Here is a 17,044-nt window from a genome sequence, read left to right on the forward strand (position 1 = left end):
GTCGCTCCGAGGGGCCCGAGCGACGCGGTCGACGCACCGCCTTCGTCGCGCGCCCCGTTTCAGCGATCAGCTCGGACCGTACCCCTCGCCGTCCTCGGCGTCGAGGAAGGCGGTGAGGAGGTCGACCGCGGCCTCGACGTCGCGCGCGTCGGCCGTCTCGACCGCGGAGTGGTGGTACCGGACGGGGACGGAGAGGGCGCCGACCGGGCGCGCGCCCCCGGCGTTCTGGAGCGCGCCGGCGTCGGTCCCGATGTTCCGGGCCACCTCGCGCTGGAAGGCGATCCCGCGCTCCGCCGCGAGCGACTCGAACCGATCGGCGACCGCGGGCGTCGGGACGACGCTCGCGTCCTTCCGCTTCACGCCCACGCCGTCGCCGAGCTTCGAGGTCGCGTCCGCCGGGTCGACGCCGGGGTACGACTGCTCGAGCGTCCCGTCGAGCGCGACCGCCAGGTCCGGGTCGACGTCCACGCCCAGGGCGGCCGCGCCCCGCAGGCCGACCTCCTCTTGGACCGTCGCGGCGTAGTGGACGGTCACGTCGGGGTCCGCGCGCCGCGCGGCCTCCAGCAGCACGTACACGCCCGCGCGGTCGTCGAGCGAGGAGCCGGCGACGCACCGCCCCATCTCCCGGAGGTCGGCGTCGAACGTGACGACGTCGCCGACGCGGAACGTCTCGGCCGCCTCCGCGGGGTCGAGCCCGGTGAACACGTGCGCGTCGTCGAGGGTCCACTCGTCGGGAGCCGCCTCGGCGGCCGTGTGCGCGGCCGCGACGCCGACGACCGCGTCGTAGTCCCCGTCCTCGGCGTGGACGGTGACCGGGTGGCCGCGGAGCGCGTCCGGGTTCCAGCCGCCGAGCGGCTCCACGGAGAGGAAGCCGTCGTCGTCGACGTCGCTCACGACGAGCCCGATCTCGTCCATGTGCGCGGCGACGAGCACCTCGTAGTCGGGGGCCGCGTCGCCCTCGACGGTCGCGACGACGTTGCCCATCGCGTCCGTCCGCACGGCGTCGACGGGGGGCAGCTCGTCGCGCACGACGCCTCGGATCGCGTCCTCGCGACCGACCGGCCCGGGGGCGTCCGCCAGCCGCGCGAGCAGGTCGAAGTCGAACGTGGCGTTCGCGGTCACGTCCCGACCCAGGCGGGTCGCGCGTGAAAGTCCGGGGGTCGCGGCAGAACCGGCGTCCCCGCGATCGGTTCGGCCGAACGCGGACTCGGGAACCCGGCCCCGGGTACGCGGCGTCGCCCGCTCCGCCCCGAGGCGAGTCCTTTTAACCGTCGCGTCGCCTCGGATCCCGTAACCGATGGACCTCCTCGTCGTCGGCGCCGGTGAGATCGGGCGCTGGGTGGCCGACACCGTCGCGGCCGACGCCGCGCCCGTCGACGCGAGCGTCGCCTTCGCCGACCGCGACCCGGCCGTCGCGGCCGACGCCGCCGACGGGCGCGACGCCCGGACGGTCGAGGCCGACGGGGACTCCGTCCACGACGCCGTCTGCCTCGCGGTGCCGATGTCGGCGGTGCCGGCGGCGGTCGAGGCGTACGCGCCGCGCGCCGAGGCGGCGATCGTCGACGTCTCCGGCGAGATGAGCGACGCGCTCGCGGCGATGCGCGAGCACGCCCCCGGCCTCGAGCGCGCGAGCTACCACCCGCTGTTCGCGCCGCCGCGCGTCCCGGGCAACGTCGCGGTCGTCGTCGACGAGGGCGGCCCGGCGGTCGAGGCGCTCACCGCGTCGGTCGAGGCCGGCGGCAACGAGGTCTTCGAGACGACCGCCGCGGAGCACGACGGCGCGATGGAGACCGTTCAGGCGGGCGCGCACGCGGCGGTGCTCGCGTGGCGGCTCGCCGCGGAGCCGGTCCGCGAGGAGTTCCACACCCCCGTGTCGGCCGCGCTCGACGACGTGGCCGACACCGTCACGGAGGGGTCGCCCGCGGTGTACGCCGAGATACAGCGCGCCTTCGACGGCGCCGAGGACGTGGCCGACGCCGCGGCCGCGATCGCGGACGCGGACGACGAGGCGTTCGCCGCCCTGTACGAGCGCGCCCGCGGCGACCGCGAGGGGAGAGAGCGGCTGGAGTGAGACGACGCGACGAGACACCAATGATCGACAGAACCGCGGTCCGGAACAACGCGAACTACCTGCGCAACGTCAGACCGATCGACCCCGAGGAAATCGCGGAGTACATCGAGGGGACGCCGCACCCGGCGGTCGTCCGCGAGACGCTCCGCGAGGAGGCGTTCGACCTCCGGCTCCGCGAGCGCGAGGACGGCGCCTTCGTCCCCGTCGAGGAGGCGCCCGTCGACCCGCCGGGCTGGGCGCCGGAGGCGCTCCCCGAGGCGTACTCGTTCGCCCTGGAGGACCTGCTGGTCCGCGAGTACGGCGCGAACTGGCACCGCGGGGAGTCGGGCGCCGAGCTCCGCGAGCGCGTCCGCCGGATGAAGACGGACTACCTCTACGAGAACGAGGTCGAGTACGACCGCGTCGCGGCGCTCGGCTACGCCATTTACCACCTCCCGGCGTACTACGCGACGGTCGGGTACGTCCTCGACGACCTGACCGAGAACGGCCTGCTCGACCGCACGCTCCGCGTCCTCGACGTGGGCGCCGGCGTCGGCGGGCCCGCGCTCGGGCTCCACGACTACCTCCCGGACGACGCCGTCGTCGACTACCACGCGGTCGAGCCGAGCGCGGCGACCGAGGTCCTCGACCGGCTGCTGGAGGAGACCGGCCGCAACTTCCGCGCGACGGTCCACGAGACGACCGCCGAGGCGTTCCTCGGGCTCGACGGGGGCGAGGAGCCCGCCCCGGCGACCGACGAGCCGTTCGACCTCGTGCTGTTCGGGAACGTCCTCTCGGAGCTCGCCGACCCCGCGGCGGTCGCGGGCGCCGCGGTCGACGCGCTGGCGCCCGACGGCAGCGTCGTCGCGTTCGCGCCGGCCGACCGGAACACCGCGACCGGGCTCCGCCGGGTCGAGCGCGAGGTCGTCGCGTCCGGCGGCGACCCCGGTCGGGACGCCGAGATATACTCGCCCGCGCTGCGGCTGTGGCCCGACGCGGTCCCGACCGACCCGGGCTGGTCGTTCGACGTGGCCCCCGACCTCGCGGTCCCGCCGTTCCAGCGCCGGCTCGACGAGGCGGCGGCGCGCGGCGAGACCGACGAGCCGGGCGAGTTCGTCAACGTCGACGTGCAGTTCGCCTACTCGATCCTCCGCCCCGACGGCCAGCGGCGCGTCGACGTCGAGGCGAGCGCGGAGCGGTGCGCGCGCATGGCCGAGTCGGAGCGGCACGTCACCGACCGGGTGAACCTGCTCGCGGTGAAGCTCAGCCACGACCTGAGCGAGGGGGACAACGCCGTCTACCGCGTCGGCGACGGCTCGCAGGCGACCGATCACTACCTCGTCTGTACCCGCGAGACCGCGCTGAACCGCGACCTCCGCGAGGCGGGCTACGGGTCGGTCGTCTTCGTCGAGAACGGGCTCGTCCTCTGGAACGAGGACGAGGGCGCGTACAACGTCGTCGTCGACGACGAGACGGTCGTCGACCTGGTCGCGCCCTGACCAGCCGAACTCGGTCCCGACGGTCGCCGCGGCTCAGTCGCTCGCAACCGGCTCGATCAGCTCCGGCGCGTCGACGCCCGGCGAGTTCACCCGCGTCGACACCGGGTGCGCGGTCAGCTCGTCGCTCGGGTAGGGATCGAGCAGGGCGGCCGCCTCGTCGGCGTCGCCCCGGAGCCACGTCTCCTCTTCCCCGGCGTCCGGGTCCAGAATCACCGCCATCCGGTGGTGGAGGTCGGCGACGAGGTCGTTCGGCTCGGTGGTGACGACCGCGAACGTCTCGATCACGTCCGGGTCGTCGCCCCCGGAGCCGCCGTCACTGGCGCCGCCGCCGAACGCGTCGAGGCCGGTCTGGGTGGTCTCCGGCGTCGGCGGCTCCCACCGCTCGTAGATGCCGGCCATCGCGAACGGCCGGTCGTCCTCGAAGGCGACGCGGTAGGGGGTCTTGCCCGACCCGCGGTCGCCGCCGACCCACTCGTAGAAGCCGTCCGCGGGGACGAGGCAGCGCCGGCGCTCGAAGGCGTCCGCGAAGCTCCGCTTCTCCCGCACCGTCTCCGCGCGGGCGTTGATGAGGTCGAACGACTCGTCGGCCCACGAGGGCGTCAGCCCCCACTCCATCCGCGTCGCCGCCGACGGGTCCGCGTCGGGGATGACGGGGAGCGACTGCCCGGGCGCGCAGTTGTAGCTGGGTTGGTGGTCGCCGAACGCCGCGCCGAACCTGTCTTCGAGGTCGGCGGCGGGGGTGAAGAGGGTGTAGCGGCCGCACATACCGATCGCTTGCCGCGAGCCCACTTAATTCCGCGACGACCGGTCCGACTCCGGCAGCAGGTCCCACCGGTCGGCGATGACCCCGTCGACGCCGGCCGCCACAAGTCGCTCGGCGTCCTCTCGGTCGGCCGCGGTCCACGCGTTCACGGCTAGGCCCGCTTCGTGCGCCGTCTCGACGAAGCCCGGTTCGGTCGCGAGGTCGATCGGCGGGTGGACCGCGGCGCAGCCGAGTTCGGTCGCCCGCTCGACCGCGCGCTCGGGAGTCGTGTCCGCGACGAGCAGCGCGCGGTCCGTCGCCGGGTCGCGGTCGCGCAGCGACGCCAGCGCCTCCGGGCGGAACGACGAGAACAGCACCTCGGTGTCGGCCCGCCGCGCGACGGCGAGCGCGTCGGGCGCGGTCTCGGGCTCCTTGAGTTCGACGTTGACGCCGACCTCCTCGGGCGCGGCGTCGAGCGTCTCGCCGAGCCGCGGGATCGGTTCGCCGGAGTCGAGCACCGTCAGCCCGCGCAGGTCCTCCCAGTCGGCGTCCGCGACGCGGCCCGCCGCGCCGGTCAGTCGGTCGAGTTCCGCGTCGTGGACGACGACGAGCTCGCCGCTCGCGCACCGGCGCACGTCGACCTCGACGGCGTCGACGTGCGGCGCCGCGCGCTCGACGGCCGCGACCGTGTTCTCCGGGTACTGGCCGGCGCAGCCCCGGTGGCCGATCAGCGTGACGCCGTCGCGGGCCGCCCGCTTCATCGGGCCGCCCTCGCCGTATCGGTCGCCCCGTTCGATCGGTCGTTCACGGGCTCGCATCGGTGCCGCGGCGTGTTAGCTCTTCGCTCGCGGTCGGCCGCGCGGCCGCTCCCGTCGGCTTTTTCACCGCGCGCCGCTCGGGGACGGACATGCGTATCGAGAACAGCTTCATCCCCGTCGAGGGGGTGGGCGAGACGACCGAACGGCGCCTCTGGGAGCGAGGGGTCACGACGTGGGAGTCGTTCGACCCCGCGGTCGACGTGGCGGGCGTGGGCGCGACGACCGCCGACCGGATCGAGTCGTTCATCGCGGAGGCGCTCGCGCGGCTCGACGACGGGGACGCCGCCTACTTCGACCGGGCGTTCCCCTCGGGCGAGCGCTGGCGTCTCTACGAGAACTTCCGCGAGGAGACCTGCTTCTTCGACATCGAGACGACCGGGCTCGACGAGCGGCGCGACCGCGTGACGACCGTCAGCTTCCATCAGGGCGGCGAGACGACGACGCTCGTCGCGGGCGAGGACCTCACCGCGCGGCGCCTCCGCGAGCAGTTCGCGGACGCCAGCCTGCTCGCGACGTTCAACGGCGCGCGCTTCGACGTGCCCTTCCTGGAGACCTCCTTCGACGTGGAGATCGACACCCCGCACCTCGACCTGATGTACCCCGCGAAGCGGATCGGACTCTCGGGCGGGCTGAAGCCCATCGAGAAGGAGATCGGGATCGACCGCGACCGCCCGGACATCTCCGGCCGGGACGCGGTCCGGCTCTGGCGCGAGTACGAGCGGGGGAGCGACGAGGCGCTGGAGACGCTCGTCTCGTACAACCGCGAGGACGCGGTCAACCTGCGGGCGCTCGCCGACGCGGTCTGCGACCGCCTCGACGACGAGGTGTTCGTCGCCGCCCCGGACGGAGACGGCGACTGAGAGGGACCCGATAGGCGCGGACGGCGGGTATGGACCGCCGCGGTCGGAGTGTCGTCGCGGTCGGCGGGGTCGACGCCCGCGTTACCGACGCAGGACGAGCCCGCTGTTACCGACGACGACGGCGTCGCCGTCGACGTCGACCGCGTTCAGGTTCTCGCCGGTCGGCGTGTCGAGCACGAACCGGTCGTCGGCGGTGAGCTCCTGGACGACGCCGCCGCTGCCGACGACGTACCCCGCCTCGCCGTCCGTCTCGACGTCGACGAGATCGGCGTCGCCGAGCGCGTCGGGCGTCCAGTTCGCGCCGTCGTACGTCAGGACCGTCCCGTTGCCGCCGGAGACGGCGACGTCGTCGGGCGCGTCGCTGTCGAGGCCGTAGAAGGTCACGTTGGCGTCCTCGATGCCGATGGCGTTCCAGGTGACGCCGTCGTCCGTGACGAACACGCGGCCGTTCGTGTCGATCGCGTGCCCGCTGCGGGGGCCGTGGAAGTCGATCGCGGGGAGCGCGGAGCCGCTGCCCGGCGTGACGTAGTCCCACGTGCCCGTGGCGCCGTTCTCGAAGCTGTAGTAGATCTTCCCGGAGTCGCCGGCGACGTAGACGTTCGCCTCGCCGGCCTGTCCGGTGACGGCGACGGCGTTGTAGTTGTTCGTGTTGTCCATCGGCGCCGAGTGGTCCACGAGCGTGTCCGTCGCGGGGATGTACTCGCCGATGGCGCCGCTCGCGCCGACGAACCAGACGCGCTCGCCGTCGTCAGTGACAGCGGCCCCGTAGAGGTTGTTCCCGTTCCCGGTCGGGCCGCCGTCGCGAAGCGTCCGCCAGCCCTCTGCCGCCGGCGCGGTGAGGACGCCGCCGCCGCCGACCGCGAAGCGGCCGGCGTTCGCCGACACCACGTCGTGGAGCGTGCTGTCGGTCTCGGTCGCCTCGACGGTCCAGTCGCCCTCCGCGGCCGCGGCGACACCTGTCACGCTTCCCGATGCGACGATCGCACCCAGTCCCGCCAGCGTCGCGCGGCGGGTCGCCGTCAGAGATCGGCTCATGACGCACCCGGGGCTTTCGGTGCCTGTTTTAAGTGCCTTGTGTCAGTTTAGACTCGGCGTGAAATTAAACCGGCTAAAACCGCGTTAAACGTCGATTGGCACGGGAGTTCCGGGATAAATTGTCTCCAAACGCCTGCCGAAAAACGGCTGTTTAGACGCAGAGAACCGGATTTAGAATTCTGTCCCCGCCAGACGGAACACGTCCGGCGCAACGGGTCAGGAGTCGTCGTCGGACTCGACCGTCTCGGGCGCCGGGCCGGCGTCGGCGGTCACCGCCGCGGTCTCCTCGGCCTCCGCGGCGGATCCGTTCTCGGAGGCGGTCGGATCGTCCTCGCGCGCGGACGCCGCGGGCTCGTCCTCGGCGGTCGCGTCGGCGTCGGCGTCGGCATCCGCCTCGCCGTCGAGGTCGCGGTCAGCGTCCGCGTCGTCCGAGTCGGCGGCTTCTCCGTCGTTGACGGTTCCGTCGTCGGCGTCGCGGTCCGACTCGTCCGCCTCCTTGGCTTCCGCGCCGGCGGACTCTTCTGTCTCTGCGTCCGCGGCGTCGGACTGGTCAGCCTCAGCGTCTACGGCGTCGGACTGAGTTTCGGCGTCCGCGGCGTCGGCCCGGGTTTCAGCGGCCGCGGCGTCGGCCTCGGTTTCGGCGGCCGCCTCGGTCTTCGCCTCCTCCGGTTCATCGGACTCGACCCCGTCGTCTTCGCTCGGCCGCTCCGCTTCTTGAATCAGCTTCATCTCGCCGCGCGCCCGGAGGGTGCCCTGGATCTCCGCGCCGTCGTACACCACGAGATCGCCCGCGGAGACGTCGCCGAGGACGCGCGCGCCGCTCTCGACGGTCACGGTCCCGCCGCGGGTCGTCACGTCGCCGTGGATGATCGTGTCGGCGCCGACGGTGACGTCCTCGCGGGCGCGCAGCGAGCCGAACACCTCGTTGCGCTCGCCGACGCGGATCGACGCCGCGCGGAGGTTGCCGTGAAGCCGGCAGTCGTCGCCGACGGTGGCCGGGGTCGACACCCGCCAGGCGTCGTCGGATATCTCGGCGTTCCGCGGGACCAACAGCGGGTCCCGCACGTCGTCGCCGTCGGCGAGCGCCTCCGCTAGCTCGTCGGCGGCGTCGGTCTCGCCGACGCGCAGCAGCTGCGAGAGGACGATGAAGTAGAAGACGATCGTCGGCACCGGGTTGCGGATGACGATCCAGCCGTTGGCCTCGAACCCCTCCTCGATCGTCACGTCGTCGCCGATGTCGAGGTCCCCCGACACCATCAGGCGGCCGGTGACGGTGACCCGCTCGCCGAGGTACGCGTCCTCGCCGACGAGCACGTTGCCGTCGACGGAACACCAGGTGTCGAGCCGACAGTCGCCCTCGGCCTCGATGTCGTCGCCGACGCGCACGCGCTCGCCGATCGCGACGTTGCGGCCGCGGACGCCGAGCTCGACGGTCGACTGTCCGCCCACGAGCACGTCGCCGTCGACGACGACGTCGTGCTCCTCGACGGTCGTCTCCGAGGGGATCGCGAGCTCCTCTATCGGGCCGTCTCCTCGCAGCGACACACCGGGAGCAGTCGCCCCGAGCCTATAAACGGTGCGGGGCGTCGGACGGGCGTCGGACGGGGGTACACTGCGTCATGCCCGACGACGGGCCGCCGAGCGGGACGTGAACGCTTCCCGCGGCGGCCCCCTGTCGCCGCGCTTTTCAGTGCGCCGCCGGTAGCCCGCCCATGGGATTCGGATCGTACGACGAGAGCGAGCAGAAGGACCAGGACGTCGACACCGACGAGGACGACGCGGTGAACGTCCACGAGAACGACCACGACGGCGACGTCACCATCGAGGGCGACGCCGACACCGACGACCTCGTCGGCCGCCTCTCCGAGATGCGCGACGACGACGACGAGTAACGTCCGACGAACGCTCGCCGCCGACGGCCCCGTGTCGCGCTCCTTTTACAGATTCGCCGCCTACGGCCGGCCATGAGCACCGACCTCACATTCACGGACCGCGGCGTCGACGTCGTCTACGAGGGCACCGAGTTCGAGTTAGAGAAGGCGCTGATCGAGGAGGCGACCGGGAAGTCGTACCGCGACGTCACCGACCACGAGGTGCTGACGATAGTCGCCGAGGACCCGGACCTGGACGGCGAGCCGGTCCGGATCGGGGACGTGCTGTAACGGACGACTGCCGCCCGTTTTCCGGAGGTTCCTCTGACGACCCCGACCCGGTACCGCCCCGTCGAATCCGCTCTCGTTGTGCGATCTGACCTGCCCCTCGCGAGCGACGGTGCCCCCTCACCGACCGGAGTAAGAAATATATAACGTTAGATCGAACTAACACGCAGAGGTGACAACCGCATGCGACCTCGCACGAAGTACCGCATCGGACGGGCCGTTCACATGCTCGTCACGGTGCTGACGCTCAACCTCGGACTGGCCCGGGAGTCGGCCCCGCTCATCGCCAGCGGCGCGGTGCTGTTCGTCGCGTTCTTCCCCGTGAGCCGCACGCTCGCCGACCGCGTCGGCTACACGCCGACCGACGAGCGAACCCGGGCGCTCACGCGGACCGCCGCGAGCCGCGCCGCGGTGCTGCTGTTCGGGGCCTCGCTCGCCGTCTTCCTCGTCGGGTCCGCGCTCCAAGCGACGGGCGGGATCGACGGTATCGTCCAGACCGCCTACGCGCAGGCCCGCGTCGTGGTCGTCTGGGCCGCCGCCGCGATCTGCGTCTCCTCCGTCGCCCACGGGACGCGCGCCTGGGTGCGGCGGCGCGGCGTGGAGGCGTGATCGTGGAGTTCGACACCCGCATCCGCGAGCTCCGCGAGGAGGCGGGGCTGACGCAGGCAGAGCTCGCCGACCGCGTCGACGTGACTCGGCAGACGGTCCTCTACGTCGAGAAGGGCGAGTACAACCCCTCGCTGGAGCTGGCCTGGCGCATCGCGCGCGAGTTCGACGCGCGCGTCGAGGACGTGTTCGACCTGCCCGACGAGCCGCGCTCGTAGCGCCGCTGTCGCGCGGTCCGACCGGACGACTTTTTCCGACGCCCGACGAAGCGAACGGCATGGATATCGGATTCGACCTCGGAGCGAACGTCCCGTCCGGCGTGCTCGCGCTCCACGCCGTCATCGCCGTCGTGTTCCTGGGCCTCGCGGGCGTGAACGGCGCGAACGGCGAACTGATCGGGCTGGGGATCTACCTCGCGATGGCGGGCATGATCGGGCTCGTCGGCCTCATGGCGGGCCGGATCGTCGCGCGGCGCTGACCCGCGTCGACCCGTCTTCGACGGAGTGCCGTTCGCGTCGCCGAGTGTAGCAGCAGAGTTTGGGGCTACGGGGATCTGAACCGCGGTCGTCGTCGTCGCCTCTCGGTTCAGATCCCTCCTCAGGCCGTCGCCGTCGCTCGCGAGTGTGCTCGCGACAGCAGGAAGTGGGGCCGGAGGGATTGTGAACCACGCGGACTTCGCTCCGCTCGTCCGCTGGGTTCAAATCCCTCCTCAACATGTCGCTGTCGCTCGCGAGAGTGCTCGCGACAGCAGGAAGTGGGGCCGGAGGGATTTGAACCCCCGATCGACTGATATCTCCGGTGCGCCTCGGAACTCCAGAGGGTCGTCAACACGACCGATGATCAGTCGGCCGCTCGGTATATCAGTCTGGAGTGTCGTCCCGGGCGCAAGCCTCTGGAGTCAGTCGCCATGCCTGGCTTGGCCACAGCCCCGCATGATCTCGCATCAGTCCGTTGCCGAAACGCGGATAAAGGGGTTTCGATCGAAAGCGATCGAGGGACGGCGGGGGCCTTCCGCTCCGGGCGCTGCCGGCCCGTTCCGCCGATCGTCGGGTGAGTCGGTCCGAGTGGTTCAGTCGCGGTCGTCGGCGCTCCAGTCGCAGTCCTGGCACTTGTAGCCGGTGACGAACTCCGTCACGCTCGGCATGTACCCGACCGAGATGACGTCGCCGCCGCAGTCCGGGCAGTCGCGGTCGGCGTCCGTGATCGACTCGGCCTCCAGCACCGACTCCCCTTCGACCAGCTCTGCGAGCTTCTCGGGCGTCACCATCCGCCCCTGAACGACGCGGTTCGACATACCGGCCGTTCGGGGCCGAGTGCCTAAACCCCGGCGACACGCGCGGCGGTCAAGGCGACGGAGAAAGGGGTCAGGCGGGCGCGCCGTTCGCGGGCGGCTACCCGCCGGTCACAGCCACGGCGCGCGGGAGTCGTCGTCCGCGAACGGGTCCGCGCCGTCGTCGTCGGTCTCGCGCCCGTCGCCGCCGTTCGCGAGGACGGCGACGTCGTCGTCGACGATGGGCGAGGGCCCCTCCGGCGGGGCGTCGAGCGGCGGATCGCTCGGGGCCTCCGCGTCCGGTTCCTCGCCGGCGTCGGTCGCGTCGCCGTCGTCCGCCTCGGAGGAGTCGCTCGTCGGCGCGTCGTCGTCGGGCGCGTCGTCGCCGGCGGCGCTCGCCTCGCCGTCCGCGCTCGGGTCGTACGCGAACAGGGTCGTCACCGCGAGCACCGCGAGCGCGATGGGGGCGTCCGTCTGCATGAGGTCGAACGGGCCGAGCAGGATCGGCAGCGCGAGCACGCCCAGCGCGACCGCGGAGCCGAACCGGAACCGGTCGATGTCGACGCGGCCGCGGAGGTGCGGCGAGAGCAGCGCGATCGACAGCGCGAACGCCACGCCCACGGCGGCGGCCGCGGTGCCGTTGACCACGTACTCGGTCGAGGTCTCTATGGCGAACCCCGACGGGTCGAAGCTCGCGACGAGGCCCAGACCGATGATGACGCCGGGGCTCGGCAGGAACTCGCCGACCTCCGAGCTGGCGGTCTTGGCGGCGATGGTCAGGATGACGAGCCCGGCGAACCGCTCGAAGACGGGGAGATTGAGGAGCCCCTGGAGGGTCGGCGCGAGGGCGGCCTCGACGGCGGCGACCGGGATGATGACTGCGCCGATCAGCAGGACCGAGGTGGCCATCTCCCGCCGCGAGCCGTCCATCTCGGCGAGGATCACCGCGGCGGTCGCGGAGCCGCCGAAGATGAGGATGCCGGTCTCGACGACGCCGGTGGCCGATCCGAGGACGCCGGCGACGACGAGGGCGGGGAAGATGCCGTCGACGAGCGGCAGGGCCATGACGGTCGCGAGCAGCTTCGTCGCGCTCCCGACCTGCTGTTCGAGCCGCAGGGCGACCGGATGGCGTGACGTGCTCATTTAGGGACGATAGCCCTGACCGACGGGGTGGCGGTGGGACGCGTGCGACTCGCGATGGTCTGAGGACCAGCACGCGGAGTCCACGCCGCGAAGGGTCCGACGAGCCCATGTGAACCGTTTGCGCGGATTGCCGGCTGTAAAGCGGACGCCGAGGGCGGCGTTCGGCTGGCCGGCGATGCGCGCGTTCACGGGACTGTCGGAGTCCATACCTAATATACGAGTTTCGGTCGCGTTAAAGGTTGTGTGAGACGTGTCCGCAAGACACGATGGATCGACGACGATAGTAGCGCTTCGATGACGATATATCGACGTTCCCCGACCGTCTCCGATCATCTCTCGGTTTCCGAACCGCGGCCGTCGGGCTGACCGAACGATCGAGGCTATCGCGCCCGATCCGACCGCGGTCGCGGCCGACCCCGCAGAAATAGGCACGATTCTGTATACAACACGGATTCGAATGTGAGCAACCACCACGTCCGTGCCGTCTCGCAACGCTTTTCATCGGGCGCTTGTGACGGATTATATGGCGACAGATTCTGGCCGGTTCTCGGCGAAGCTCGAGGTTCCGGAAGCGCTGACGTTCGACGACGTGCTGCTCCGACCGAAGGAGAGCCGCGTCGAGCCCGACGACGCGGACCTCTCCACCCGCGTCTCGAAGAACGTCGAACTCACCGTCCCCGTGCTGTCGGCGGCGATGGACACCGTCACTGAGAGCGACCTCGCCATCGCGATGGCCCGCGAGGGCGGGCTCGGCGTCCTCCACCGCAACATGACCGTCGAGGAGACGGCCGCGGAGGTCGAGCGCGTCAAGCGCGCGCACGAGCTCGTCATCCGCCGCGAGAACGTCGTCACCGTCTCGCCCGAGGACACCGTCCGCGAGGCCGACGCGGTGATGGAGCGGCAGGGCGTCTCGGGCGCCCCCGTCGTCGCCGAGGACGACACCGTCCTCGGGATCATCTCCGGCACCGACATCCGCCCATACCTGGAGGTCGGCGAGGACGACGCCGTCCGCGAGGCGATGACCGACGAGGTCATCACCGCGCCGGAGGACGTGGACGCGCGCGAGGCGCTCGAACTGATGTACGACCACAAGATCGAGCGCGTCCCCATCGTCGACGGCGACGAGCGGCTCGTCGGGCTGGTGACGATGCAGGGAATCTTACAGCGCCGCGAACACGAGGAGGCCGCCCGCGACGAGCGCGGCCGCCTGCTCGCCGGCGTCGCCGTCGGCCCCTTCGAGGAGGAGCGCGCCGTCGCGGCCGACGAGGCCGGCGTCGACGTCATCTTCATCGACTGCGCCCACGCGCACAACCTCAACGTCTTGGACTCCGCGGAGGCGATCAAAGCGACCGTCGACGCCGACGTGGTCGTCGGCAACGTCGGGACGCGCGAGGCCGCCGAGGCGGCGGTCGACTTCGCCGACGGCCTGAAGGTCGGCATCGGTCCCGGGTCGATCTGTACCACGCGCGTCGTCAGCGGCGCGGGGATGCCGCAGATGACCGCGGTCGCGGAGGTCGCGGACGTCGCGGCCGAGCACGACGTGCCCGTCATCGCCGACGGGGGCATCCGCTACTCCGGCGACGCGATCAAGGCCATCGCCGCGGGCGCGGACGCGGTGATGCTCGGCTCGTACTTCGCCGGCACCGACGAGGCGCCCGGCCGCGTCATCACGATGCAGGGGAAGAAGTACAAGCAGTACCGCGGGATGGGCTCCGTCGGCGCCATGAAGTCGGGCGGCGGCGACCGCTACCTCAAAGAGGAGGACGAAGACGAGGAGTTCGTCCCCGAGGGCGTCGAGGCCGCGACGCCGTACAAGGGGAGCCTCGCCTCCGAGCTCCACCAGCTCACGGGCGGGATGCGCTCCGGGATGGGGTACGTCGGCGCCGAGACCGTCCCCGACCTCCACGAGCGCGCGGAGTTCGTCCGCGTCTCCTCGGCGGGACAGAGCGAGAGCCACCCGCACGACGTGATGATCACCGACGAGGCGCCCAACTACAGCCCGGGCGAGTAACCGCTGAGGCCGCGCGGCGGGCGAGACCGGCTCCGAGCCCGGACCGGGCGGAGCCGAGTCCGGCCGCGCCGCCGATCGACCCCCGCGTCGAAGAGGTATTTTAATATAGCCAGCGGCGAGACGAAACGTGTGAGCGAACACCCCCTCGCTCCCGTCATCCATGAGTGAGCAACCGCCGCTGGTCCTCGTGGTCGAGGACGAACCCGACTTGGCCGACCTGTACGCCGCCTGGCTCGGCGACGAGTACCGCGTCCGAACCGCGTACGGCGGCCGCGAGGCGCTCGACGAGCTCGACGAGGCCGACAACGAGGTCGACGCGATCCTCCTCGACCGCCGGATGCCCGGCCTCTCGGGCGACGAGGTCCTCACCGCCGTCCGCGACCGCGGCATCGACTGCCGGGTCGCGATGGTCACCGCCGTCGAGCCCGACTTCGACATCTTAGAGATGGGGTTCGACGACTACCTCGTCAAGCCCGTCACGAGCGACACGCTCCGCGAGATCGTCGAGGGGCTCCTGCGGCGCGGCGAGTACGACTCCGAGGTCCAGGAGCTGTTCTCGCTGACCTCGAAGAAGGCGATGCTGGAGTCCGAGAAGAGCGCCAACGACCTCGCCGACAACGAGGAGTACCAGCGGCTCACCGAGCGGATCGAGGAGCTGCGCGAGCGGGCCGACGAGTCGCGCGACGCGGTCGCGAGCGACGACGAGGACTACGAGAAGCTCTTCCAGGACTTCGACGCCGACGCGTAACCCGCGGCGGCCGAGGGGGATTCCGCCGACTCTTTATCACCGGTCCCGCCGAACGAGCGGTACATGCGCGTCCGGGACCTGCCGCTGTCTCAGCCCGTCGTCGACCACTTCGCCGAGCGGGGCGTCCGCGAGCTGTACCCGCCCCAGCGCGCGGCGGTCGACGCGGGCGTCTGTGAGGGGGCCGACGTCGTCGCGGCGGTGCCGACCGCGTCGGGCAAGACGTTCATCGCCCAGCTCGCGCTGTTGACGGCCGGCGGCCCCGGCCTGTACGTCTGTCCGCTCCGCGCGCTCGCCCGCGAGAAGTACGAGACGTTCGCGGCGCTGCCCGGCGTCGACGTGGGCATCTCCACCGGCGACTTCGACGCGACGGGCGAGGCGCTCGCCGGCAACGACGTGGTGGTCGCCACGAGCGAGAAGGTCGACTCCGCGATCCGCAACGGCGCCTCGTGGGTCGACGAGCTCGCCTGCGTCGTCGTCGACGAGGTCCACCTCCTCGGCGCGAAGCGGCGCGGCCCGACGCTCGAAGTGACGCTGGCGACGCTCCGGCGCCGGAACCCCGACCTCCAGACGGTGGCGCTGTCGGCGACCGTCGACAACCCCGACGCCATCGCGGACTGGCTCGACGCCGCCCTCGTCGAGTCCGAGTGGCGCCCGGTCGACCTGCGGACCGGCGTCGCGGTCGGCGGCGAGGTCGCGTTCGACGACGGCACGAGCCTCTCGGTCGACGTCGGCCCCGACGAGACCGCCGGCGACGGTGACGGCGGCGAGACCCGGGACGGAGCCGCAGACGACCCCGACGACCCCGACGCGACCGAGGTCACCGCCGCGCTCGTCGCCGACGCGGTCGCGGACGGCGGCCAGTGCCTCGCGTTCGTCCGCTCTCGCCGCGAGGCGGTCGACCTCGCGGAGCGGCTCGCGGAGGAGGGCCTCGCCGCGGCGCTGGGGGTCGAGGACGCGGCCGCCGCGGCGGCCGAGGAGGCGACCGACGTGGACGGCACCATGACCGGCCGACAGCTCGCGGACTGCCTGCGCGCCGGCGTCGCGTTCCACCACGCCGGGCTCCGATCGGGCCACCGCGCGGTCGTCGAGTCGGCGTTCCGCGAGCGCGACGTGGCCTGTATCTGCGCCACGCCCACGCTGGCGGCCGGGGTCAACGTCCCCGCCCGCCGCGTCGTCGTCCGCGACCAGCGCCGCTACGGGGAGGGCGGGATGTCGTGGATCCCGACGCTCGAGGTCCACCAGATGTGCGGCCGCGCGGGCCGGCCGGGGCTCGACCCCCACGGCGAGGCGGTCCTCGTCGCCGACGCCGACGCGCGCGACGAGGTGCGCGAGCGCTACGTCGAGGGCGAGCCCGAGGCCGTCGAGTCCCAGCTCGCCGACCCCGGCGCGCTCCGGACGCACGTCCTCGCGGCGATAGCGACGGACTTCGCGGCGACCGAGACGGAGATCCTCGACGTGTTCGAGGGGACGTTCTACGCGCGGGAGACCGGGGCGGGCGGCCTCGCCGACGCGGTCGCCGTCGCGGTCGACGACCTCGTCTCGGCCGGGATGGTCGCCCGGGAGACGGGCGGCGTCGATGACTACCGGCTCGTCGCGACGGCGGTCGGCGAGACGACCTCGAAGCAGTACGTCCGCCCGGAGACCGGCGAGCGGATCGTCGCCGGGCTCCGCGCCGCGGCCGACCTCCCGGAGGCGACGACGCTCACCGCCTTCGAGGTGATCTGCGACACGCCGGACATGCAGGACACCTACCTCGGCAACGCCGAGCGCGCCGAAGTTTACCGGTTCGCGCGGCAGAACGCCGCCCGCCTCACCACGGACATGACCGACCCGGACGACTTCGAGGGGTGGCTGGAGTCGGTGAAGACGGCGCGGATCTTAGACGAGTGGATCGGCGGCGCGACGGTCGAGGAGCTCGTGGACCGCTACCGGATCGGCCCCGGCGACCTCGACTCGCGCGTCGAGCGCGCGGAGTGGCTGCTGAGCGCGGCCGAGGCGCTCGGGGAGACCATCGGGGTGCGCGTCCCGGCGGTGTCGCGGGCGCGGTCGCGGCTGTGAGTGCGGGACGATACGAGACGACGACCCCCGTCCGACGGCGGTCGG

General features: G+C 72.1%; 18 protein-coding genes and 1 tRNA gene. 11 read left to right on the top strand and 8 right to left on the bottom strand.

All coding sequences use genetic code 11. From position 1 onward, the window contains the following. Positions 1 to 66: 66 nt before the first annotated feature. On the bottom strand, positions 67 to 1,122 hold the full coding sequence (locus DVK05_RS03700) for a M42 family metallopeptidase (RefSeq protein ID WP_121562053.1): 1,056 nt from the start codon (positions 1,120 to 1,122) through the stop codon (positions 67 to 69). 175 nt (positions 1,123 to 1,297) lie between these two features. Here DVK05_RS03700 and DVK05_RS03705 point away from each other — a divergent pair, with 175 nt between their 5' ends. Together DVK05_RS03705 and DVK05_RS03710 are read left to right on the top strand one after the other, a co-directional pair. After that, a complete protein-coding gene (locus tag DVK05_RS03705) occupies positions 1,298 to 2,071 on the top strand; it encodes a prephenate dehydrogenase/arogenate dehydrogenase family protein (RefSeq protein ID WP_121562054.1) in 774 nt (257 codons plus the stop codon). A 20-nt stretch (positions 2,072 to 2,091) separates the two neighbouring features. After that, entirely contained in the window at positions 2,092 to 3,549 is a 1,458-nt protein-coding gene (locus tag DVK05_RS03710) for a small ribosomal subunit Rsm22 family protein (RefSeq protein ID WP_121562055.1), read from the top strand. 33 nt (positions 3,550 to 3,582) lie between these two features. Here DVK05_RS03710 and DVK05_RS03715 read toward each other — a convergent pair whose 3' ends face one another. Together DVK05_RS03715 and DVK05_RS03720 are read right to left on the bottom strand one after the other, a co-directional pair. Continuing rightward, positions 3,583 to 4,314: an SOS response-associated peptidase gene (locus DVK05_RS03715; RefSeq protein ID WP_121562056.1), complete on the bottom strand. Its 732-nt coding sequence runs from the start codon at positions 4,312 to 4,314 to the stop codon at positions 3,583 to 3,585. Between the two features lie 24 nt (positions 4,315 to 4,338). Next, a complete protein-coding gene (locus tag DVK05_RS03720; RefSeq protein ID WP_121562057.1) occupies positions 4,339 to 5,052 on the bottom strand; it encodes a glycerophosphodiester phosphodiesterase in 714 nt (237 codons plus the stop codon). Between the two features lie 146 nt (positions 5,053 to 5,198). Here DVK05_RS03720 and DVK05_RS03725 point away from each other — a divergent pair, with 146 nt between their 5' ends. Next, positions 5,199 to 5,969 carry a ribonuclease H-like domain-containing protein gene (locus tag DVK05_RS03725; protein WP_121562058.1) on the top strand — a complete coding sequence of 257 codons (771 nt, stop codon included), beginning with the start codon at positions 5,199 to 5,201 and terminating at the stop codon, positions 5,967 to 5,969. 81 nt (positions 5,970 to 6,050) lie between these two features. Here the strand turns inward: DVK05_RS03725 and DVK05_RS03730 are convergent, their stop codons facing one another. Together DVK05_RS03730 and DVK05_RS03735 are read right to left on the bottom strand one after the other, a co-directional pair. Continuing rightward, positions 6,051 to 6,932 (bottom strand): hypothetical protein, encoded by an 882-nt coding sequence (locus DVK05_RS03730; protein ID WP_199712289.1) that lies wholly within the window; start codon positions 6,930 to 6,932, stop codon positions 6,051 to 6,053. 288 nt (positions 6,933 to 7,220) lie between these two features. Next, on the bottom strand, positions 7,221 to 8,549 hold the full coding sequence (locus DVK05_RS03735) for a polymer-forming cytoskeletal protein (RefSeq protein ID WP_121562060.1): 1,329 nt from the start codon (positions 8,547 to 8,549) through the stop codon (positions 7,221 to 7,223). A gap of 167 nt (positions 8,550 to 8,716) precedes the next feature. Here DVK05_RS03735 and DVK05_RS03740 point away from each other — a divergent pair, with 167 nt between their 5' ends. From DVK05_RS03740 to DVK05_RS03760, 5 genes are all read left to right on the top strand, one after another. Further along, positions 8,717 to 8,896, top strand: coding sequence for a DUF5786 family protein (locus tag DVK05_RS03740; RefSeq protein WP_121562061.1), 180 nt, complete (start codon positions 8,717 to 8,719; stop codon positions 8,894 to 8,896). Between the two features lie 72 nt (positions 8,897 to 8,968). Beyond that, complete coding sequence (locus DVK05_RS03745; RefSeq protein ID WP_121562062.1) at positions 8,969 to 9,166, top strand: DUF5800 family protein; 198 nt, start codon at positions 8,969 to 8,971, stop codon at positions 9,164 to 9,166. 180 nt (positions 9,167 to 9,346) lie between these two features. Further along, complete coding sequence (locus DVK05_RS03750) at positions 9,347 to 9,772, top strand: hypothetical protein (RefSeq protein WP_233559304.1); 426 nt, start codon at positions 9,347 to 9,349, stop codon at positions 9,770 to 9,772. Between the two features lie 2 nt (positions 9,773 to 9,774). Continuing rightward, entirely contained in the window at positions 9,775 to 9,987 is a 213-nt protein-coding gene (locus DVK05_RS03755; RefSeq protein WP_096393246.1) for a helix-turn-helix transcriptional regulator, read from the top strand. 59 nt (positions 9,988 to 10,046) lie between these two features. After that, positions 10,047 to 10,247 (top strand): hypothetical protein, encoded by a 201-nt coding sequence (locus DVK05_RS03760; protein ID WP_121562064.1) that lies wholly within the window; start codon positions 10,047 to 10,049, stop codon positions 10,245 to 10,247. A 277-nt stretch (positions 10,248 to 10,524) separates the two neighbouring features. Here the strand turns inward: DVK05_RS03760 and DVK05_RS17055 are convergent. The 3 genes from DVK05_RS17055 to DVK05_RS03770 form a co-directional block, all read right to left on the bottom strand. Next, positions 10,525 to 10,699 (bottom strand) — tRNA-Trp (locus DVK05_RS17055). A 139-nt stretch (positions 10,700 to 10,838) separates the two neighbouring features. After that, positions 10,839 to 11,063 carry a DUF5795 family protein gene (locus DVK05_RS03765; RefSeq protein WP_121562065.1) on the bottom strand — a complete coding sequence of 75 codons (225 nt, stop codon included), beginning with the start codon at positions 11,061 to 11,063 and terminating at the stop codon, positions 10,839 to 10,841. Positions 11,064 to 11,171: 108 nt separating this feature from the next. After that, positions 11,172 to 12,182, bottom strand: coding sequence for a DUF5794 domain-containing protein (locus DVK05_RS03770; protein ID WP_121562066.1), 1,011 nt, complete (start codon positions 12,180 to 12,182; stop codon positions 11,172 to 11,174). A 523-nt stretch (positions 12,183 to 12,705) separates the two neighbouring features. Between DVK05_RS03770 and guaB the strand changes: the two genes are divergently transcribed. The 3 genes from guaB (at position 12,706) to DVK05_RS03790 (ending at position 16,999) form a co-directional block, all read left to right on the top strand. Next, entirely contained in the window at positions 12,706 to 14,193 is a 1,488-nt protein-coding gene (gene guaB / locus DVK05_RS03780; RefSeq protein ID WP_121562068.1) for an IMP dehydrogenase, read from the top strand. A gap of 160 nt (positions 14,194 to 14,353) precedes the next feature. Then, positions 14,354 to 14,941, top strand: a complete 588-nt coding sequence (locus tag DVK05_RS03785; protein ID WP_121562069.1) for a HalX domain-containing protein — start codon at positions 14,354 to 14,356, stop codon at positions 14,939 to 14,941. A gap of 63 nt (positions 14,942 to 15,004) precedes the next feature. Then, on the top strand, positions 15,005 to 16,999 hold the full coding sequence (locus DVK05_RS03790; protein WP_121562070.1) for a DEAD/DEAH box helicase: 1,995 nt from the start codon (positions 15,005 to 15,007) through the stop codon (positions 16,997 to 16,999). Positions 17,000 to 17,044 lie beyond the last annotated feature (45 nt).

The organism is Halorubrum sp. Atlit-8R (assembly GCF_003666025.1).
Taxonomy (GTDB): domain Archaea; phylum Halobacteriota; class Halobacteria; order Halobacteriales; family Haloferacaceae; genus Halorubrum; species Halorubrum salinarum.